Source organism: Protofrankia sp. Cj5 (genome assembly GCF_917627405.1).
Taxonomy (GTDB): domain Bacteria; phylum Actinomycetota; class Actinomycetes; order Frankiales; family Frankiaceae; genus Protofrankia.
The window spans coordinates 1-20564 of the sequence record NZ_CAKJTO010000047.1; the positions used below are offsets into that span (position 1 = coordinate 1).

At 69.4% G+C, this 20564-nt stretch carries 19 protein-coding genes; 11 read left to right on the forward strand and 8 right to left on the reverse strand.

Annotated elements, in window-relative coordinates; genetic code table 11:
• Positions 1-630: 630 nt before the first annotated feature.
• The 5 genes from MJ777_RS12155 (at position 631) to MJ777_RS12175 (ending at position 5263) form a co-directional block, all read left to right on the forward strand.
• Positions 631-2292: an AMP-binding protein gene (locus MJ777_RS12155; RefSeq protein ID WP_239376144.1), complete on the forward strand. Its 1662-nt coding sequence runs from the start codon at positions 631-633 to the stop codon at positions 2290-2292.
• Between the two features lie 89 nt (positions 2293-2381).
• Positions 2382-3170 (forward strand): ferritin-like domain-containing protein, encoded by a 789-nt coding sequence (locus MJ777_RS12160; protein WP_239376146.1) that lies wholly within the window; start codon positions 2382-2384, stop codon positions 3168-3170.
• A gap of 79 nt (positions 3171-3249) precedes the next feature.
• The gene (locus MJ777_RS12165; protein WP_239313562.1) at positions 3250-3510 is read left to right on the forward strand and encodes an acyl carrier protein; all 261 of its coding nucleotides are present in this window, start codon (positions 3250-3252) and stop codon (positions 3508-3510) included.
• Entirely contained in the window at positions 3507-4364 is an 858-nt protein-coding gene (locus MJ777_RS12170) for a cyclopropane-fatty-acyl-phospholipid synthase family protein (protein WP_239313559.1), read from the forward strand. The genes MJ777_RS12165 and MJ777_RS12170 overlap by 4 nt, the downstream gene beginning before the upstream one ends.
• 17 nt (positions 4365-4381) lie before the next feature.
• A complete protein-coding gene (locus tag MJ777_RS12175; protein ID WP_239376148.1) occupies positions 4382-5263 on the forward strand; it encodes an acyl-ACP desaturase in 882 nt (293 codons plus the stop codon).
• Positions 5264-5443: 180 nt separating this feature from the next.
• Here MJ777_RS12175 and MJ777_RS12180 read toward each other — a convergent pair whose 3' ends face one another.
• Positions 5444-5674: a hypothetical protein gene (locus MJ777_RS12180; protein WP_239313556.1), complete on the reverse strand. Its 231-nt coding sequence runs from the start codon at positions 5672-5674 to the stop codon at positions 5444-5446.
• A gap of 323 nt (positions 5675-5997) precedes the next feature.
• On the opposite strand from MJ777_RS12180, the gene MJ777_RS12185 reads away from it, so the two are divergent.
• Complete coding sequence (locus tag MJ777_RS12185) at positions 5998-6444, forward strand: hypothetical protein (protein ID WP_239313554.1); 447 nt, start codon at positions 5998-6000, stop codon at positions 6442-6444.
• Between the two features lie 175 nt (positions 6445-6619).
• On the forward strand, positions 6620-6847 hold the full coding sequence (locus MJ777_RS12190) for a hypothetical protein (protein WP_239313552.1): 228 nt from the start codon (positions 6620-6622) through the stop codon (positions 6845-6847).
• Between the two features lie 142 nt (positions 6848-6989).
• Here the strand turns inward: MJ777_RS12190 and MJ777_RS12195 are convergent, their stop codons facing one another.
• The 5 genes from MJ777_RS12195 to MJ777_RS12215 form a co-directional block, all read right to left on the reverse strand.
• Positions 6990-7340: a hypothetical protein gene (locus MJ777_RS12195; RefSeq protein WP_239376150.1), complete on the reverse strand. Its 351-nt coding sequence runs from the start codon at positions 7338-7340 to the stop codon at positions 6990-6992.
• A 478-nt stretch (positions 7341-7818) separates the two neighbouring features.
• The gene (locus tag MJ777_RS12200; RefSeq protein ID WP_239376152.1) at positions 7819-8364 is read right to left on the reverse strand and encodes a hypothetical protein; all 546 of its coding nucleotides are present in this window, start codon (positions 8362-8364) and stop codon (positions 7819-7821) included.
• 228 nt (positions 8365-8592) lie between these two features.
• Complete coding sequence (locus MJ777_RS12205; protein ID WP_239376154.1) at positions 8593-8931, reverse strand: NUDIX domain-containing protein; 339 nt, start codon at positions 8929-8931, stop codon at positions 8593-8595.
• A gap of 285 nt (positions 8932-9216) precedes the next feature.
• Complete coding sequence (locus MJ777_RS12210; RefSeq protein ID WP_239310036.1) at positions 9217-10095, reverse strand: enoyl-CoA hydratase-related protein; 879 nt, start codon at positions 10093-10095, stop codon at positions 9217-9219.
• Between the two features lie 4 nt (positions 10096-10099).
• Positions 10100-10933 carry an enoyl-CoA hydratase/isomerase family protein gene (locus MJ777_RS12215; protein WP_239310035.1) on the reverse strand — a complete coding sequence of 278 codons (834 nt, stop codon included), beginning with the start codon at positions 10931-10933 and terminating at the stop codon, positions 10100-10102.
• Positions 10934-11052: 119 nt separating this feature from the next.
• On the opposite strand from MJ777_RS12215, the gene MJ777_RS12220 reads away from it, so the two are divergent.
• Together MJ777_RS12220 and MJ777_RS12225 are read left to right on the forward strand one after the other, a co-directional pair.
• Positions 11053-12240 carry a CaiB/BaiF CoA-transferase family protein gene (locus MJ777_RS12220; protein WP_239310034.1) on the forward strand — a complete coding sequence of 396 codons (1188 nt, stop codon included), beginning with the start codon at positions 11053-11055 and terminating at the stop codon, positions 12238-12240.
• 344 nt (positions 12241-12584) lie between these two features.
• On the forward strand, positions 12585-14660 hold the full coding sequence (locus tag MJ777_RS12225; protein ID WP_239376156.1) for a SpoIIE family protein phosphatase: 2076 nt from the start codon (positions 12585-12587) through the stop codon (positions 14658-14660).
• Positions 14661-14697: 37 nt separating this feature from the next.
• Here the strand turns inward: MJ777_RS12225 and MJ777_RS12230 are convergent, their stop codons facing one another.
• Positions 14698-16683 (reverse strand): hypothetical protein, encoded by a 1986-nt coding sequence (locus tag MJ777_RS12230; protein ID WP_239376158.1) that lies wholly within the window; start codon positions 16681-16683, stop codon positions 14698-14700.
• A 203-nt stretch (positions 16684-16886) separates the two neighbouring features.
• On the opposite strand from MJ777_RS12230, the gene MJ777_RS12235 reads away from it, so the two are divergent.
• Entirely contained in the window at positions 16887-17336 is a 450-nt protein-coding gene (locus tag MJ777_RS12235; RefSeq protein ID WP_239376159.1) for a hypothetical protein, read from the forward strand.
• A gap of 104 nt (positions 17337-17440) precedes the next feature.
• Complete coding sequence (locus tag MJ777_RS12240; protein WP_239376161.1) at positions 17441-18082, forward strand: DUF305 domain-containing protein; 642 nt, start codon at positions 17441-17443, stop codon at positions 18080-18082.
• Positions 18083-18150: 68 nt separating this feature from the next.
• Here MJ777_RS12240 and MJ777_RS12245 read toward each other — a convergent pair whose 3' ends face one another.
• Positions 18151-20547 carry a cation-translocating P-type ATPase gene (locus tag MJ777_RS12245; protein WP_239376171.1) on the reverse strand — a complete coding sequence of 799 codons (2397 nt, stop codon included), beginning with the start codon at positions 20545-20547 and terminating at the stop codon, positions 18151-18153.
• Between the last annotated feature and the right edge of the window lie 17 nt (positions 20548-20564).

The window sequence follows — 20564 nt, forward strand, 5'->3', positions numbered from 1 at the left end:
TCCGGCGGCGACCACTAAGAGCGCCCGGCAATAGGGGCGTGGATCAAGGAGCGGGGCTGGGGTGCGTGCATCGCGAGGCGGCGGAGGGAGTCACCCTGGTGTTGGGTGGCGACCGACGAGCCGGGGTACCCGTGCATCGCGCGGCGATGGACGGGGAGCGATGCGGTGAGGTGCGTGCCCCAGCCCCGCGACGCCGCGTCCCTATTGCCGGGCGCTCTAAGTCCCGGCCCGCGTCGCCTGGCCGCGGGCAGCCCCCGAGCGAAGGAGCAGCCGACCAGCCGACGCCCGATGCACGACAATCCGCGCCGCGCCGCGCCGCGCCGCGCACCCGGCCCGGCCCGGCCCGGCCACCGGCTTCGTCCGGGGCCGAAACGGCAGCCGAAACGGCCGGCGCACCTTGGCTCATTCGAACAGCGCTGGCCGTCCGCCCGGTGAACAACCCGCAAAGCGGTTACAAAAGTCGTTGAAATAATTATTGACGACGCGCGTGCCCAGTCACGGCCGATTGCCCGCTCGAATAGATCAATACAGCCAGAAAATAAACATTGACGGCATTCGTCGTAGCAGCAAAAAATCTCGGATGATGACGGTGTTCACCAGGTCGACCTTCACCAGGCAGAGAGAGGCCGCATGCTCGCCGGCACGTTGCACGAAGCACTCGACCAGATTGCCGTACGCAGCCCTGACACTCCCGTCCGCTTCCCCTCCGAACCGGCGGCGATTTCCCTGCGGGACCTCGCCGAGTCGTCGCTGTCGATAGCCCACGCATTGGCCGAAGACGGTGTGGGGCCTGGCAGCCGGGTCGGTATCTTCAGCCAGAACGCACCTGAGTTCCTGCGGGCCCTGTTCGCTGTCACCAGGACCGGTGCGGCCGCGTGCCCGTTGCCGCTGCCGACAGCGGCCCGTGATCTTCGTGGACACGCGGACCGGCTGGCGCGGATCTCATCAATCGCGGGGATGCGCCGCGTGCTGGTCTCATCCCGCCTGCGCGCGCTGGCCGGCCGTTTCAGCGCGTCCATGGGCGAGACCACCTTCGTCTGCACCGACGACCTGCGCGGCGGCACAGGCGCGGCCGGCAGGCTCCCCATGGTTGCTCCGACGGACCTCGCCATCGTGCAGTTCACTTCCGGGAGTACGGCGGCGCCCAAAGGAGTACGGCTCACCCATGGCAACGCGCTCGCCGGTATCGAGGCGATCAGCGAGGGCATCGCTCTCGGCCCAGGCGACGGCGGTGGCATCTGGCTGCCACTCTTCCACGACATGGGGCTTTTTGCCACTCTTTGCGCGATTATGCGTGGAATACCCATGACAGTGTGGTCGCCGGCCTCGTTCGTGAAGAATCCGGCGGGGTGGCTGCGCGAGTTCCTCGCCGTCGAAGCGACGATCTCCACCGCTCCGAGCTTCGGCTACGACCAGCTGGTCGCGGCGGTATCCGCGGATGACGCGGCCCGATTGGACCTGCGGCGCTGGCGGATCGCCTTCAATGGTGCCGAGCCTATCGCGGCTGCCTCGATCGAGCGCTTCCTCGAACGCTTCACGCCCGCCGGCTTCGCGCCTGAAACGATGTTCCCGGTCTACGGGATGGCCGAGGCGACCCTGGCGGTCACGTTCCCGTCACTGGGATGCCTGCCCACGTCGCTCTGGGTCGACCGTGACCGGCTGGCCAATGCGGCGTCCGCCCACGAGGTGCCGCGCGGGCACCCCCAGGCACGGGGTGTCGTCGGCGTGGGCCGGCCCGTCCGGGGCGTCGAGGTACGGATCGCCGACCCGGTGATCAATGGCGTACCCGCCGCTGACCACCGGGTCGGCGAGATCGAGATCCGCGGGGACTCGGTGACGTCCGGCTACCTGGTGGCGGAGGGGAGCGACAGCGGCCTGTTCACCTCCGATGGCTGGCTTCGCACCGGAGACCTCGGATTCCGCCGGCAGGAGGAACTCTTCGTCACCGGCCGCCGAAAAGAAATGATCATTGTGCACGGCGTGAACTTCTACCCCGAAGACGTGGAGGGAATCGCACGTGACATCCCCGGAGTATTCAAGCGCCGGTGTGTCGCTGTCGCGGCTCGGCACACCGACGGAGCGGAGCTCATGACGCTGCTCGCGGAGACGAGCCTGAGCGACCCGACCGCCCGGGACCTGCTCGCCGCGGACCTGCGTGCGCAGGTCATCGGCTCGCTCGGCCTGTCCGACCTGACAGTGCGCCTGCTGCCGCCTAGCTCGCTCCCGCGCACGTCGAGCGGGAAGTTCCAACGCCTGGCCGCCCGCGAGCAGGAGTGGCAGACCACGACCTGACGCCGCCGGGCCAGTGCTCCGGCGCTCCGGCGCTCCGGCGCTCCGGCGCCCACCCGACCAGGCCCACCCGACCAGCCCGAGGGAACCCGATGCACAGCTACGACGTCTTCCAGCAGTACGAGCGTCACCAGTGGCGACTCGCCGACCTCCCGCTCGACCAGATCGATCGCGATCTGGTGCGTCCTGAGCATGTCACGATGGCCCGCAGCGCGGTGATGGGCGAAGCGAACTCGATCGCGGCGCAGCACGGCTTCCTCAACGAGTTCGTCGACGACTACGACTTCTCGGCGTTCGTGGCGATCTGGGGATACCAGGAGCTCCAGCACCACTACGCCTTCCGCGCCTGGCTCGAAGCCCTGGGCATCCCCGTCGACACCGCTCCGGTGGACGCGATGCGCGAACCGTACGCTCCCGGCAGCACACCAGCCGCCACGCTGGCAACAAACATCGTCTCGGAGCTGACGGTGAACCACGTCTACCGGGCGCTGTCCGACTGGGTCACCGAACCAGTCCTGCGGACGATCATGCGTACCGCCAGCCGCGACGAGGCGGCACATGCCCGTGAGTTCATCCACTTCACCCGTCGGCGGCTGGCGGGGCACCCGGACGAGCTACCGTCAGTTCTCGAGACGCTGCACGTCTACACGTCCGATGCCCGGATCAAGCATCCGGTGAGCGTCTTCAAAAGCGAGCTGCCCGAGCTCCAGGACCACGAGACGATCGACACCGGCTTCGAGTTCTTCCTGACGCGGATCGCCGGTGCTGGCGAGCTCGACCGGCTCCATGTGAAGATCCGCCGCGCCTTCGGCACCCTGACCGGCCTGGACCTCGGCAGCGGCGCCCGCATCCGGCGTGCCCTGGCTGAATCGCTGGCATGACAGGCGCGGCCATGACAGGCACGGCCATGACAGGCACGGGCGTATGCGCCCGTCACCACCATCCTTCGAAGGAGCACTGATGTCCGCCAGCCATGAGCAGATCGTCGCCGCGATCACCGGGATCGTGACCGAGGAACTCGGCCTCGCCGCCGGCAGCGTGACCCCGTCCGCCGACCTGCGGTCGATGCAGGGCGCGGACTCGGTCAAGGTACTCCGGATGATCGCCAGGATCGAGCGCCACTACGACGTCGAGCTGGACGACGAGGATATCTTCACCCTCTCGTCCATCCACGACGTCGCCCTGGTGGTCGCGGGCGCACTCGCGCTGGATCCAGCATGACGCCGGCCGCGGGGACAGCCCTGACCGCCGTCGCCGACACCAACCAGCACTACGACCTCGACCCGGAAATCTTCGGCCTGTTCCTGGACCCGTCACGTAAGTACAGCGCCGGGCGCTACCAGTCACCGTCTGACACACTTGCGCAGGCACAGATCAACAAACTGCGCTTCGTCGCCGAACGGCTCGGCCTGCGCGGCGGCGAACAGCTGCTCGACGTCGGCTGCGGCTGGGGATCGCTGCTGTTGTTCATGGCCCGGGAGCACGGATGCCGGGCGGTCGGCATCAGCCCGGCGGGACGCCAACACGAGTACATCCGCGCGCGTTCCGAGGCGCTCGGGGTGGCCACGCGCGTCACCACGCTGCGAGGGCACTTCGAGGAAACCAGCCTCCCCAGCGGCAGCTTCGACGCGGTGACGATGCTCGGGTCGATCGTGCACATGCCCGATCTGACCGCCGCGTTCCGCCGGGCCCGGACGCTGCTACGCCGCGGTGGCTGCCTGTATGTGTCCGAGAGCTGCTTCCGCAGCACGGCCGCCCACACGACGTTCCACCAACGCGCCGGTACTCGGTTCGTCGGCGACTCCATCTTCGGCTGGGGAGACCTGCGACCTGTGTCCGAGCTTGTTCGCGGCGCCGAGGACGCGGGCTTCTCCCTGAGCAGTCTCGACGACCTGACCGACGACTACCGGCGCACGATCGACGACTGGCTGGCCAACGTCCGTGCCAGCGCCGCCGACATCGAAAGGATCAAACCTGGTCTGGCCGAGCGGCTCGAGCGCTACCTGGAGATCGCCAACGCCGGGTGGGGGTACACCACCAAGCACTACGCCCTGACCTGCCGGAAAACCCGATGACCCGGTCAGGGGGAACGATGGCCGTGACCCGGACCACGACAGCCTCCCAGCAGGAGACAAACCAACTACTGCCCGCAGCCGACATTGAGCAAGCAGTGACATCGTTCATGGCCGCCGGGCCGGCCGCGCGCCGTTTCGACGTCGAGACCGACTTCGACTGGGACAGCGCGGACTGCGGGAAGCTGACCGACGGGCAGCAGTCCGCGGTCCGCTTCATCACCCTGATCGAAGACCATCTACCCGGCTACTTCGCTCTCTACAACCAGCGTTTCCCGCTGGACGAGCGGGTCAGCCCCGAGGAGTTCGCGCGCAACCGGGAGCTTTACCATTTCACGGTTCGCTGGGCGCAGGAAGAAGACAGCCACGCCCGTGCTCTTTTCCGTTACCAGGTGGCCTCCGGGCTCGCCGAGCCCGAGCACCTGCGCCTGGAGCTGGCCGCGGAAGGCCGGCGGGCGTTCAGCCTGCCCCACGACAATCCGATCTCGCTCTTCGCTTACACCCTCGTGCAGGAAAAGGCGACCCAGCTTTACTACCAGCAGCTGCGTGCCGTTGTCACCGACGAGGTGCTGCGGGAAATCCTGAACCGGCTCGGCCGGGACGAGGCCCGGCACTTCTCGTTCATGGCTGACATGGTGGAGCGCTATCTGATCGCCTACGGCGATGCCGCGGTGGAACCGATCCGGGACGTGATAGCACAGTTCCGGATGCCGCTCGCAGACACGATCAAGGGCTACTGGCGGTGGGCACTACGGATCGCGGACACCGCCCGCTACGACCACACCGACGCCTACGATCACCTGATCCGGGTGGTGAACCGCGCGGTTGACGCCCGGTCGGACCGAGTGAACGAGCTGACCCGATTCATCGCCGCCTGTCGCACCACCACGCATCCATCCTGACGGATCTCTGTGGAGGCCTTCGGCGGCGCACCGACAACCACAGCGCTGCCGCTGGCCGGCGCGGCGTCCCGCCGCACCACGGCCAAGCCGCTCCGACGGCAAGGGGTAGATCAAGGAACGAGGCCAAGGCGCGGGCACCAGCCCCGCGACGCCGCGCCCCCTGCTGCCGGTCACCCTCAATCATGCGACCCACCGCACCCGGCATGCCCGCGGCGGAAGATGGAAACGGATCGCACCGACGAGATAATCGTCCCACCGGCAGCCGAGCGCATAGTCATCGGCCGCCGCGGCGCTCTCGAACAGGATCGCCACCTCAGCGACGCTCGACCGGTCGTCACCCGCGAAGCGGACAGCGGCGTACAACCGCTGCTCCGCCGTTGGCTCCGACATCAGCTGTGGTTCCATGCTCATCGGCAACCCTCCGATCACCTGCCCGCTCGGGGCAGCCGCAACGACCGATCAACGATCGGACGGCATCATGCCTGTCACGCTGCCAGCCCACGTTCCGCCCGTCACCGAACAGTGAACATCGCGGCCGTGGCAGAGTGCAGCACCCGTACCGGGCAGATTCGACGCACGGTGTCATGCCAGAATCAGATACGGAAACTGGTAGAAGGCTGGCAGGCGGAAAGCCGATGCGGCCAGCGGGGCACGCGCCTGGCAAGAAACTGGCATGAGCCGCTACGAAAGACGGTCCTCACAGGTCATCTCGAAGGGAACGACCGAACCACCCGATGGACACAGCCAATGTGCAACAGATTCGCAACCAGCTCGTCCGGATACTCCGCCGTGGTGGCCGGCCCGCCGAGCTGGTCACATATACGCCGGAGTTCGTCGACCTGGTCTGGCCTGTTGAGGCCGGCATGCCCCGCCAGGGAATCCACGACCGGGCGATCCTCGCGCATCGCCTGCTCACCGCCGCCGTCGCCACCCTGGACCAGCCGCACAGCGAGGCGACCGGGATCATGCTGTGCCTGTGGCCGGGTACCCTCGCCCTCACGCTTGACCAGCGGCGTGAACGAGCCGCCCGCCTCTTCGGCGTCCAGCCGGGCACGTTCCGCCGGCCGGCCCACGAGGGGCACCTCCTGCTCAACCTCTCCCTGGAGATCTACCTACGGGTACGGGACCGTCACGACCGGCGGCGGACGCTGCCCACCACGGAACACGGCGGCGTCGCCTGACTGCCGCACACGGGCTGCCTCACGGTAACGGTACGGTATATAGTGCTGACGCGACAGCACGTTACCCATTCGGCGGCAACGTCAGCCCCGGGGACCTGGACAGCTGGTAGCTGCCGTTCGAACTCTGCCGTACGCGGGCATTGCCAGAACCGCGCGGAGCGGCGACTATCGTCGCGTGCTATCCCATGACGAGGTGCTTGCCATCACCGACCCAATCGAACGGGCGGTCGCCGCAAACGATCTGATCTGGACCGACTGCGCCCAGCGCACATCGCTACGAACCATACGTAATCAGGCGCTTCGTGAAGCGGTGGAGACCGGCCGGACGAGCCAGGAGATCGCGGCGCGGCTAAGGATCACCGAGAATGACCTCACCTGGATGACGAAAAGCGACCGGCAGTAGGGGACGCGGCGCCACGGGGCTGGGGCACGCCCTCGTGCCAGCCACTCTCAGAGCGCGTTTCTCAGAGCGCGTGTGAGATCGTCATTCCGGCTCGCCGCGCCCAGGTGCCCCCTGGCCGCGTTGTCGGCCACACCAAGACAACTCATCCGGTATCGCTTCGGCCTTCCGCCTTGCCGGGGAGCGCCTGGCCGCGGCTCACTGATCGAAAGCCCGATCTCACACACGCTCTAACGACACCGCGCCGGGCCCGCCCGCTGGCGTCCGCCCGGCCTGATCCGGCCTGGTGGGGTGAGCGCAGCAGCACGAGCGAGAAGCCGTAAAGAATCAGGTAGCTGAGCACCGCGGCGAGCGCGAGCGAGTCCAGCGACCCGACGAGGGCCAGGACGACCAGCAACAGGACAGCGCTCCCCAGCCCGACGAGAACAGGCCTCGGTATATCGATGACAAACAGGTCGGGACGTCCGGGCAGCATTTTTGCTCGTTCCTGGAACACATCCGTCTCCGGTCATGTCGTCTCCGGCCATGTCACAGTGCGGGCCGAAAGCGACGCGACCACCGTCCCGTCATGCCGTCGGCACCACTGGAAAAACGCTGGGCACACCTGGCTGGGCATACCCCACGCTCCAGCCGGCACGCCTGTGCCGAGGAAGTTCCGGGCTGTGCCAGGCCGGGCCCTTGCTTTTCCGGCGGCACAGCTTTTCCGACAGCACAGCCCGGTCCCGCCAGCGGGCGTATCGCACCGGGCCGCCGGGCCGCCGCGTGTTCGCTGTGGATAACCACAACCACGGCAATCATATCTATTATTTTAATATAATTTTATCGCTTACACGCGAACGGCCGCCAGCGCACTGCCAGCGGCCACAGAGATATCAATCAACAAAAATTATGACAAATATAGATATAGATCAATGAACAGTAAATACGCTGGCCCATAGCGATGGCGGCAGCCACCCATGAAGACCGTCAGATCGTCACCGGCCGTTCTCCGGCGGAACAGGCTTCGGCGCCGCGGACGGTGACGCCGTGGCCGCTGGAGCCGGCGCTGTCGGGCTGGGAGCGGGTGCCGTCGTGGCCGGGTCCGCCGCCGGCTGCTGCGTCGAGGCGGCTGGCACCGGTGCGGGCGCCGGCGCGGGTGCCGCTCCGGATTCGGTATCGCTGCTGGTGGGCCCACCGGTGGCTGTTCCGGCACCGCTGGCCGGCTGTGTGTCGGATGCCGCCGGCTCCTCCCGCCGCGCCAGCGCCGCTGGTGGAGCGGGCCCGACGGCCGGCGAGGCACCGATGTCCGGGTCGGCCGTATCAGGTGCCGCGGCCGGTGGGACCGTACCGGTGGCGGTGGCCTGCGGTGGCCTGCCTGTCACCCCAGTGGCCATGCCGACGCCGGGCGCGCCGGCTTCGGTACCGTTCGCGGCCAGATAACTCATTGTCCCGCCCAGCGCGGCTCCGATCACAGATGTCGCCAAAAAGACGGTCCCGCACATCCGCCCAGTTCTTTCAAGCAACACAGTCGACCGATTCATCACCATGTTCTCCTCGCTGACTGAAAGCCATGATCATAGCTCTCTTCACGCCGCTGGAAGCCGTGTGGAAGTCAGGACCCGCCCGTCACGCCGGAAACATCTGGATGCATTCCTCCGCCGGCAACGACCGAATGACCAGTTCGGCCGGTTTACCACCAGCACCCACGATCCGGGCGCCGAGCCAGACCGTCACGCCAGCATCAGAGCGCCCGGCAGCAGGGCCGCGGATCAAGGAGCGGGGCTGGGGCGCGCGCATCGCGCGGCGGCGCAGGGAGCCGCCCTGGTTGTAGGCGTCGACCGACGAGCCGGGGTACCCGCGCATCGCGCGGCGATGGATACCGTCAGCCCGGTCTCCGCGACGAGCTCGCGGGCGAGGACATCCTCGGGGGCTTCACCGAAGCCGAGTCCGCCCCCCGGCAGGAACCGCTGGCCAGACAGGCAGGTGGTCGGCGCGGCCCGCGGCAGCGGAACGCGGCCGTCCGCATGCCGGCACACACCGTAGGCAGCGGTCCGCTGCCGCCCGACAGGCCCGACGGCCTGGGTGCTGATGCCCGGGAGTACGGTCACCGGCCGAGATCGCGGCCGGGGCCGTGCCCGCGGAGATGACAGGAAATTTGAGGAAAACCACCGGCCCGCACATCCCGATGCTATTTGCCGGCTGAGCAGCATCGGCCGCCGTGGGCGTACCCCACCTGTGGTTTCCGCCATGTAAGAGCGCCCGACAATAGGGGACGCGGCGTCGCGGGGTTGGGGCACGCGCCTGGCGTCATCGCTCCCCGTCCATCGCTGCGCGATGCGCGGGTACCCCGGCTCGTCGGTCGACGCCCCACGCAGGGCGCCTCCCTCCGCTGGTCACTCCTCGAAGGAGGGGGTGGCCCACCACGGGTAGAAGCCGGGTAGGTCACGGCTGGGGCGCAGGGTGAAGGCAGGCGCCCGTTTCTCCCGGAACGCGGCCACGCCCTCGGGGACGTCGGCCATCCGGCCGAGCGCGAGCAGCGCCTGTGACTCCAGCCGGTTCGCCTCAATGGGATGATCGGCATCAAGAAGCTTCCACATCAGCTGGCGGGTGAGGGCGACCGACACCGCCGAGGTGTTGTGGGCGATCTCGATGGCGATCTCCCGCGCCCGGGGCAACACGTCGGCGGCGGGGAGCAGCTCGTGTACAAGGCCCGCCGCCAGCGCTTCCGCGGCCTGAAAGATCCGGCCGGTCACGGCCCATTCGACCGCTCTGGAGATCCCGACAATCCGCGGCAGGAAGAAGCTCGCGCACGACTCGGGGATTATCCCCCGCCGGGTGAAGGGCAGCCCGAAGCGGGCGTTGTCCGCGGCGATGCGCACGTCCATCGGAAGAATCATGGTGATGCCGATCCCGACCGCGGTCCCGTTCACCGCGGCGATCACCGGTTTGGGTAGATCGTAGATCAGCAGCGCCAGCTCCCCACCGACGTCCCTGGTCCCGCCGCGCAACGGTTTGAAGTCCGCCGCCGCGGCGTCGTACCCGTCACCGCTGGACAGGTCGGTACCGGCTGAGAAGAAAGGCCCACTGCCGCCGGTGACCACGACCGCGCGCACGTCATCATCCGCCCCCGCCCGGGTAACGGCGTCGATCAGTTCGTCGAGGACCTGGTACGTAACGGTATTGCGCCGCTCGGGCCGGTTGATCGTAATCGTAGCGACATTCTCCTCGACGGCATAGAGGAGTTGTTCGTAAGGGTTCTGATCATATTCCACGGTATTACTCTCCGGTGAAAACGGGTTGGCGCTTCTCGACGAACGCGCGCATTGCCTCGCCCGAATCCGCCGTCATGGCGGCGAGGATCTGGGTCCGGTTCTCCAGCTCGATCGCCGGGGTGAACCCCGCGTCGAGGTTCGCCCACATGATCTTTTTGGTCATCGCCACCGCGAAGGGGCTGTTGGCGCAGACGGCCTCGGCGGTCTCCAGCGCGCTGTCGAGCAGATCCGCGTCGTCGACCATCCGGGAGACCAGACCAATGCGCTCCGCCTCAGCGGCATCCACCGGCCGGCCGGTAAGCATGATCTCAAAAGCGCGGGACGAGCCGACATGGCGGGGCAGGTGATAACTGATGCCGCACTCCCCCGCGGACAATCCGATCTTGACGGCGGCAACGTGGAAACGCGCCGAGACAGCGGCCAGCCGCACATCGGCGGCCAGCGCCAGCGCCATCCCGGCACCGGCCGCCGCGCCGTTGACCGCGGCGACGACAGGCTGCGGGATCGCACGGATGGTCCGCACCATCGCGGCGAAGGCCTCCTGCCCGCGCAGCCGCTCGGCCGGTCCGCGGGAGCGCCCCATCGCGCCCCGGACGTGCCCGGCGAGGTCCAGGCCGGCGCAGAAGGCGCGGCCAGCCCCGGTGAGCACGACCACGCGGGCCCGCTCATCCGCACCGAGCCGGGCGAGCGTGTCGGAAAGCTGCCCGACCATGCCGAAGGTGAGAGCGTTGAGCCGGTCAGGGCGGGACAGCGTGATCTGGGCAACCGACGGCCGGGGCCAGCTCACGACAACCGGTTTGTCAGTGTCTCCTGCGGTGTCTCCCGGTTCGCTGATCATCCCGCCTCCTGTGGCTACGCCGCCGCTGCCGCCGGGGGGCCGGCGGCACCGTATATCTCTATCATTTATTCAGATTAGTCAGCTGTACAACCGAGCCACCAGGACGAGGGGAGACGCTCATGACCGGGCCGCTCACGGGCGTGCGGGTGTTGGAGATGGCTGGCCTGGGCCCAGCGCCGTTCGGGGCGATGCTGCTCGCCGACATGGGCGCGGATGTCGTCCGGGTGGATCGGCTCACGCGCGCCACCACGGGCGGCGACTACGAGAAGAGCCGGCAGGGGGCCGACCCCCGCGGATACGCCATGAACCGCGGCCGGCGGTCGGTGGCTCTCGACCTGAAAAGCCCCGCCGGTACCGAGACGCTGCTCAGACTCGCGCAGAGCGCGGACGCGCTGATCGAAGGATTCCGGCCCGGGGTCATGGAACGCCTTGGGCTGGGTCCGGACGTCTGCCTTGCCCGCAACCCTCGGCTGGTCTACGCCCGGATGACCGGCTGGGGGCAGCAGGGCCCGCTCGCGCATACCGCCGGCCATGACATCACGTACATCGCCCTCGCCGGTGCCCTGAACAACTTTCGGCGGCACGGAGAGCGGCCGGTACCACCGCTCAGTCTCGTCGGCGACTTCGGCGGCGGCGGGATGCTGCTCGCGTTCGGTGTGGTCTGCGCTCTGCTGGACGCGCGTGCCCACGGGCGAGGCCAGGTGGTGGACGCGGCCATGGTGGACGGCACCGCCCTGCTCACGACCCTGTTCCACGGGCTGCTCGCCCAGGGGCGCTGGCGCGACGAGCCCGGCACGAACTTCGCCGACACCGGCGCACCCTACTACGAGGTCTACGAAACCGCCGACGGCGGCTACATCGCGGTCGGTGCGCTGGAAGGGCCGTTCTACGACGAACTAATCCACCGCCTGGGGCTGTCCGCGGCCGACCTGCCGGCACGGGACGACCAGGCCCACTGGCCCGCGCTCAAGGAACGTTTCGCGGCCGTGTTCCGTACCCGGACCCGCGACGAGTGGGCCAGCCTCCTGCTGGCCACGGACTCCTGCGCCGCGCCGGTACTGTCGCTCACCGAGGCGCCGCGCCACCCGCACCTCCAGGCGCGGGGAACCTTCGTCGAACGCGACGGCGTGGTGCAGCCCGCGCCGGCACCACGTTTCAGCCGCACCCCAGCGGAACTCGGCGCGGTACCGCCACTGCCCGGCGAGCAGACCGGCGATGTGCTCGCCAGCTGGGGCTTCGCGCCGGACGAGGTGACGAAGCTGCTCGATACCGGCGTCGCCGGGGGGCCGGCTCCCTATTCCCGCTGAGCTCCCCGAGGTTCCCGCTGAGCTCCCCGAGCAGCACCTCCCCTGAGGTCTCCGAGCACGCAACAACCATGATCGCATGCTTTCCGACCAGGGGCACCAGCGGCAAGGGTGCAGACCGCCACCCCGCTGGCACCAGTGATCGGGCTGCGGAACACACCCGCGACCGTGAGCAGAACCACCCTGGCGGTGGTGCCTCGCGGTAACATTGCGCCAAGATACTGGCCTGTTCCGTTCCCTTTGCTGAACGCACCTGAGGTCTCGTGGTTGACTGTCGAGCCGTGTCGACACCGCCGCCCGGTCCTGGGCGGACAAGCCATGATCTGCCGAGCGATCGCCGAGGCCCCATGGGCAGGACGGGTAACCGCGGCCAGTCAGCCCACTGCGACGCGCGGCCGCCCGCCGAGACCGTGGCACCAGCGTCCTGGCACGTTGACGGACCAACGCCGCTCGCGCCCGATGCCAACACTTTCGATCATCTACTGCTCGCGCTGGACGCCGCGTGCGTGGGTGTCTGGGACTGGGATGTCGCTGGCGAAACGCTGCGCTGGGACCGGCGTACCGCCGAGCTGCACGGCATCGACCTGGACGCCTTCGATGGGACGATGGAGGCGTTCCTGGCCCTCGTTCACCCCGGCGACGCGCCGAACATCCAGGCTCGGATCGCCATGGCGCTGGCGAGCGGTGGCTCCATCCTGGAGGAGTACCGGGTGATGCGCCCGGACGGCTCACACGCCTGGCTCCAGGGGCGCGGCCGGACAATCACCAACGCCACGGGCCAGATCGTCCGCCTGGCCGGAGTCTGCGCCGACACCACCGAGCTGCGCCACGAGCGCGAACAGGCCGGGCGCGCCATGCAGCATGTCAGCGACGGTGTGGCGGTGTACGACAACGAGGGCCGGTTCGTGTTCGTCAACGCGGTCGCGGGCCGGCTCCTCGGCCATGACCCGTCCGAGCTGCTCGGGAAACCGATGTGGGACGTGTATCCGGAGATAATCGGCTCGGCGTTCGAAAAACTGTACCTACAAGCCCAGCGGACGCAGGTCCCCGTGGAGTTCGAGGGATACTACGGGCCGCTCGCCGGCTATTTCGAAATCCGCCTGTTTCCCGCGCCGGACGGGATGACCGTGTACTTCCGCAACGTTGACGACCGTCAGCGCGCGGAGGCACAGCGTGCGGAGCTGATCCGATCACTGTCGTCGGCGCTGGACCGGGCCCGCAAGCTTTTCGACGTCACCGCCGCGCTCGGCCAAGCCCTGACCGTTCCGGACGTCACCAATGCCGTGGCTCGCTCCGCCCGTGACGACCTCGGCGCCGACGTCGCCGCGATCATACTGGTCGGTGAGGAGGGACGGCTGTGCATGGTCGGCCCGACCACACAGTCCAAACAGGTCAACCGCGTCCTGGAACGGATCTCCGGCCGGGCGGCCACCGCCACCTCGGACGTCCTGCGCACGGCGCATGCCCGGTTCGACGCTTCCCGAGCGGAGTACCTGGCCGACTATCCCCATGTCGGGGCCCTCCTCGAGATGGCCGGGCTGGGCCGCGTGGCCCACCTCCCGATGATCATATCGGGACGGCCGATCGGGGTCATCCTGCTCGGGTGGGCATCCGAACAGATCTTCGATACCGATGAGCGGGCCTTCCTGACGACCCTGGCCGGGCATTGCGCCCACGCGATCGAACGGGCGCGACTATATGATCGACAGCTTTCGGTCACCGAAGCACTTCAACAGGCGATCCTGCCACGGCACCTGCCGACCGTGGCCGGAGTGGACCTGACCGCCCGATACCTGCCGGCGGGCCGTGACGTCGACGTCGGCGGCGACTGGTATGACGCGCTGGCGCTCCCGGACGACTCGCTCATGCTGATCGTCGGCGACGTCGGTGGCCACGGGCTACGCGCGGCCACGGTCATGGCCGAGCTCAAGCACGCGGCGCGCGCCTACGCGATGCTGGGGCAGTCCCCCGCCGCGATCACTGGCCAGCTGTCGGCCAGCCTCACGGCTTCCGGCTCGGAGGTCTACGCCACCGCGGTGGTCGTCTGCCTCAACGTCACCAACCAGATGCTGACCTGGTCATGCGCGGGACATCCCCCACCGCTGGTGCTCGACGGCGCCAGCCCGGCCTTCCTGGAGGAAGTCCACGGCCCGATCCTCGGTGCCGTGGACAACCTCGTCTACCGGCAGGACACCATGGCCCTGCCGCCAGGCGCACGTCTGCTGCTCTACAGCGACGGGCTGGTCGAGCGCCGGGACACCTCCATATCCGACCGGCTCGACTTCCTGTCGGCCGTCGCCGCCGGCGCCAATACCATGGGCCTGGACGCAGCGTGCGACCGGCTGCTGGACGAGGTGGCCGGCCCCAGCGGCCGGGAGGATGACCTGTGCCTGCTCGCCGCTGACCTTCTCGACATTCGCTGACCGGCGGGCCGGCCCCCGCGCCCAGAGGTGAAACGGGTCAGCCGCCGTGGGCGTGCCACCACCAGGAGGCGGTCACGAGCAGGACGTACGCGGCGACCACCACAAACCCGAATCCCGGTGCGCGCGTCACCTGCCGGCCAAGCCGCGCGCCCGTGCTCGTACCCGTGGCCGCGGCTCCCGCGACAGCCCGCGCACGCAACGTCATCATCGCGGCGCCGGTCCGCTCCGTCTGTTCCCGCCGGCCGGGGGACTCCCCCACCGGCGCGAACGGCCCGACCGCCACCACCGTTGCCGGCTCCCAGGCCAGGACAAGGCGGTCACCGACAAGCCGAGCGCCGTGCAGGCGCCCCCAGGCCACGCTGTGGACGAACATCGGGCCGCGGACCGTCAGCCTGCGCTCATCGAGGATGACGGACCGGCCGGCGGCAAACAGCCCGTTGGCCAGCAGAACGCCCCCGAGCCATACCGCGGGTACGACGTCCAGCCCCAGCAGCACGGCGATCGGAGCACCGAACAGCCCACCACCCAGCGCTGTCGCGCCGGCCGCCCGGTACCTGCCCGGTCCTCGCAGCACGGTGGGCAAAGCGGGCACGGCCGCGTCGGCGTCGCCCGCCGGTACGGGGCGGCCGGGCAAGCCGTATCCGGTGGCCGTGCCACCGGTACCACCGGCCGCGGTGTCGTCCCCGCCCGGCCCGTGTTGGGCTGCCCGCGGGCCACAGCCGCCCCGCAGCAACCGCCACCAACTGCTCGGCGGTGAGCGGAACGTCCGCAGCGGGGCAACGGGCAGCAGCACATCAGCACCACCGGCGGAGTCCCCGACGGCATAGTCCCCGATGACAAAGGCTGGCCAGGCGTCATCGTGCAGCCCGCCGACAAGCATGGCGGGAGAGGCTGTGACGGCGTCGTCGACCTCACCCCGCCAGGCCCGCCCGAACGCCCGTTCATCGGAAAATCCGCCGGATTCACCGCGGCCATGAAGATCACCAGGCTGGCCGGGCTCATCGGGGCGGCCAGCGCCAACCTGCCCTGGCCCAGCCGCGCTGGCCGCGCCGGCCGCCCAACGGACGGGGACGACCGCGAGCGGCCGTTCTCCGCGCACGTCGTCCGCGGCGTAGACGAGCACCGCGCCACGCTCGTCTGTCATGATCCTTACGTGGATGCCCCGGTGCCGACCGGTCACAAGACCGCGACGGGCACGCCATCCCACCCACTCCCGCGACATCAACGCGGCCGCGATCGCCGCCGCGGCGAACCCGCCGGCGGCCCACCCGGTCGGGTCGTCCGGTTCGGCCAGGAGGCGGACCCAGCCGGGATCACCTGGATCGGTCCGGACCGGCACGGACGAGCCTGTCGGATAGCCAGCCGTGTCGGCCACCGCCAGGGTGCGGCGCGCCCCCGACGCGAGAACGACTGTGATCTTGCCCTTGCCCACCGCGACGATCTGGACGCTCTGCACCTCGGCCGCGGCGAGGTGACGGTCCTCGACAGCGCCCAGGTGGGCGTACCAGGCATACAGTCCAGCTGCCATGACGGCGAATGCGGCCACGGCCAGTAACCGAGAGCGCCGGAGGCCGCCGGGCCGGACCCACCCGAGCAGCACGCGCACACCGGCCAAATGATCAGTGATGGCCCGCTGGCCCACGCGCACCCGAACCAGCCAGGCCGCGACCGCGGCGCATGCCATCCCATACCCGACAAGTACGACGCTGGCAGGACCCCTGGTGTCGACGAGCACGTCCGCGACACAGAACACGATCCCGGCCGTGCACCCGGCCGCCGGCGACCACCACAGCAGCACCGGGACGCCCAGCAGACACACCCCGAGCAGCGCCGAGCCCAGATCCGGGCCGCAGTCACCCGGGTGAGCGACCGAGCAGGCGGGAGCGTCACCGGCCGTCGCGGCCAGCGCCGCGGCGAACCAGGCACAGATCAACGCTGGAAGCACCCAGGCAGGGATCCGCGCGGCCCACCAGAGGGCAGCCCCTCGCCCGTCCAGCGAGGCCGCCCGCGGGTTCGTTGACACGTCCGCCCCTCCCGCACAACCCCACGCGCCGGTGCGCGGAGTCAGCCGCTGAACATACCGCCTTCCCCGAAGGCACCTCCGGCCCTTCCCCGGGCAGCATCGAATGGATCAGATCGGGCCTTCTCCCACGGCGTAGCCCGCGGTGAGGCACACTCACAAGCGTGCGGACGGGATCGGGAGCGGTACGGGCCAGGCCGTGGCGTGTGATCGCGGTGCTGCCGTTGCTCCTCCTGGGCCTGCTGGTGATGCACGGTGGGCTGGGAGGGCTGCCGCCCAGCTCCATGGCTCACCTGTCCGCGGCCCACCCGCTCATGTCCCACCCATCGAGGGCGGACGCTGTCGCGCAGACCGCCGCTGTCGCGCAGACCATCCGGACACGGGCCGCGGGGTCACCCGACTGCCCGGACCGGGGCGCGCCAGACGGGCCAGCGGGGCACAACACCCATCCGGGCCCGCTGTGCGGTGCCTTTCTCCGGGCGTCCAGCACGATCGATCTACTGCTCCAGTTCGCCGCTTTCTCCGGGTGGCTGTTGGCCGCCGCGGCCGCCGGACAGCCGGCAGCCGCCGGTCGGGGTACGGGATGGCGTGGGTTACCCCGTGCCTGGAGACCTCAACCGCCCGATCCTGCCGCTCTCTGCGTGCTTCGTCTGTAGACCGGCCCGCGGCATGACCGCGCCCGCGCTGCCGTGTCTCGCGACGGGTCATGTCCGCTGTCCGGACATCCGCCTACTGACGATCACGTAAGGACCTCATTGCGATGAAGCGTTTTCTGCCGCTTCTGGCCGCGCTGCTCAGCGCCATGGTGCTGGCCGCGTGCGGCACCGGCAGTTCCCCCGCCAGCTCCACCACGCATTCCGCCGCCGCGTCATCCAGCGCGTCGGCAAACAGTGATCACAACGCCGCCGACGTCACGTTCGCCCAGGGTATGATCCCGCATCACCAGCAGGCTGTTGACATGGCCGATCTGGCGTCGGCCCGGGCCGCCAGTGAGGAGGTCCGGTCATTGGCACGGACGATCCGAAGCGCCCAGGATCCCGAGATCACGACGATGACGGGCTGGCTGCGGAGCTGGGGCGAGCCCACGGCCACTCCGCAGAGCGGGGGCCACGGCATGGGCATGGGCATGCCTCCGGCGTCGAGTGCCGCCATGCCCATGATGTCGATGATGCCGGGCATGATGTCAGCCGACGACATGGCGGCGATGACAGGCGCCAGCGGTCCTGGGTTCGACCGCATGTTCCTCACGATGATGATCACTCATCACGAGGGCGCGATCAGCATGGCCAGAGCCGAGGAGCAGAACGGCCGCTATGAACCGGCCAAGGAGCTCGCGCGCGGGATCCAGGCCAGCCAGTCAGAAGAGATCACGACAATGAGGACATTGCTCGCGAAGCTGTAGCCCCGCCGGCTGCCGGCGGCGCGGGACCGTGCCGCCGGTAGCCGGGCACTCGATAGCCGGGCAGTCGGTTACCGGCCGCCGGCGGCCGTGGCATCGACGGTGGGCCTCCGCTGGCCTGCCATCCGGGCTGCCGCGACGCCCGGCTCGCCGGTCGCGGGGCCACCGACGGGCTGGAAGCGACGCAGCCGCAGGCTGTTCGAGACCACGAACAGGGAGCTCAGCGCCATCGCCGCACCGGCGATCAGCGGGTTGAGCAGACCCGCGGCGGCGAGCGGCAGCGCGGCGATGTTATAGGCGAACGCCCAGAACAGGTTGCCCTTGATGATGGCGAGGGTGCGCCGTGCCAGGCGGATGGCGTCGACCGCGGCGCGTAGATCCCCGCGGACGAGAGTGAGGTCGCCGGCCTCGATCGCGGCGTCCGTTCCCGTTCCCATGGCCAGACCGAGATCGGCGCAGGCGAGCGCGGCGGCGTCATTGGCACCGTCCCCGACCATCGCGACGACCCGGCCCTGTGCCCGCAACCGGGACACGACGTCGGCCTTGTCCGTGGGAAGCACCTCGGCGATCACTTCGTCGATGCCGACCTGGCCTGCGACGGCGCGGGCGGCGCGGGTGTTGTCGCCGGTGAGCAGCACCGGGGTCAGGCCGAGGGCACGCAGCCCGCGGACCGCGTCGGCCGAGGTGGGTTTGACGGTGTCGGCAACGACGAGCACCGCGCGGGCAGCGCCATCCCAGCCGGCGAAGACCGGTGTCCGACCAGCCTCCTCAGCGGCCCGTGCCGCCAGCTGGAGCTCGTCCGGGACACGTAGCGACTCCTCGGCCAACAGGCCCCGGCGACCGGCGACGACCGTGTGACCGGCCACGACCGCGCGCACACCGAGGCCCCCGAGGGCGGTGAAATCCGCCACGTCCGCCATCGCCGGCAGGTCACCGAGGCGTTCCCGCGCGGCGCGGGCGATCGCCTGGCCGATCGGATGGCCGGAGGCGTCCTCGACCGCGCCGACCAGCCGCAGCACCTCGTCGGGGTCAGTGCCGGGCGCAAGAACAAGATCGACAAGGCTCATCCGCCCAGTCGTCACCGTCCCTGTCTTGTCGAGCACGACGGTGTCAATCCGCCGGGTCGATTCCAGCACCTCCGGCCCCTTGATCAGGATGCCGAGCTGCGCGCCCCGGCCGCTGCCGACCAGCAGGGCGGTGGGGGTGGCGAGGCCGAGCGCACACGGGCAGGCGACGATCAGGACCGCGACAGCGGCCGTGAACGCGGTTGCCACCCCGGCGCCGAGCGCGAGCCAGACCGTGAGGGTCGCGACCGCAAGAATGATCACAAAGGGAACGAAGACGGCGCAGACCCGGTCAGCGAGCCGTTGAACCGCGGCCTTGCCGCTTTGCGCATCGACGACGAGCTTCGCCATCTGCGCGAGCCGGGTGTCCGCGCCGACCCGGGTCGCGCGGACCAGCAGCCGGCCGCTGGCGTTCAGCGTGGCACCGGTGACCGCGTCGCCCACCGTGACGTCGACCGGTACTGATTCGCCGGTGAGCATGCTCGCGTCGACCGCGGAGGCGCCTTCCTCGACCACTCCGTCGGTGGCGATCTTCTCGCCGGGCCGGACGACGAAACGGTCGCCGACAGCGAGACGGTCGACCGGGACCCGCTGCTCCCGCCCGTCGCGCAGGACCGCGACGTCCTTCGCCCCCAGGTCCAGCAGGGACCGCAACGCCGCGCCGGCCCGGCGTTTGGCCCGTGCCTCGAAGTACCGCCCGGCAAGGATGAACGTCGTCACCACCGCGGCGGCCTCGAGGTAGATGCTGTTCGCGGCGCTGTCCCGAGTGGCGAGGAGGGTGAACCGCATCGTCATGCCGCGGTCGCCGGCATGACCGAGGAACAGGGCGTACAGCGACCAGCCGAACGCCGCGAGCGTGCCGGTCGAGATCAGCGTGTCCATGGTCACCGCGCCGTGCCGCAGGTTCCGCCACGCCGCGTGGTGGAACGGGAGCCCTCCCCCCAGCACGACCGGCGCGGCCAACGCCAGCGACAGCCACTGCCAGTTGTCGAACTGCAGCGCGGGCACCATCGCGAGCAGCAGCACCGGCAGGCTCAGCGCGGTGCAGCTGACCAGCCGGGCCCGCAGCGGGCCGGTCTGATCCATCTCGGCTGCCGCGCCGGTCTCGCCAGCGGCACGCGCCGCCGTGTTCCCCGGCCGCGCCGGACGCCGCGTTTCCGGCTGGGGTACGGACGCGCGGTAGCCAGCCTTCTCCACCTCGGCGATCAGAGCCGCCGTGGTGAGCCGACCGGGATAGACGACCCGGGCCCGCTCGGTGGCGTAGTTGACCGCGGCGGTCACACCGTCGAGCTTGTTGAGCCGCTTCTCGATACGGGCGGCGCAGGACGCGCAGGTCATCCCCCCGATCGACAGGTCGATCTCCCCGAGGTCGACAGGATGCGCAGCGTCCGCTGTCACGCTCATCGTGCATCTCCTTTGTT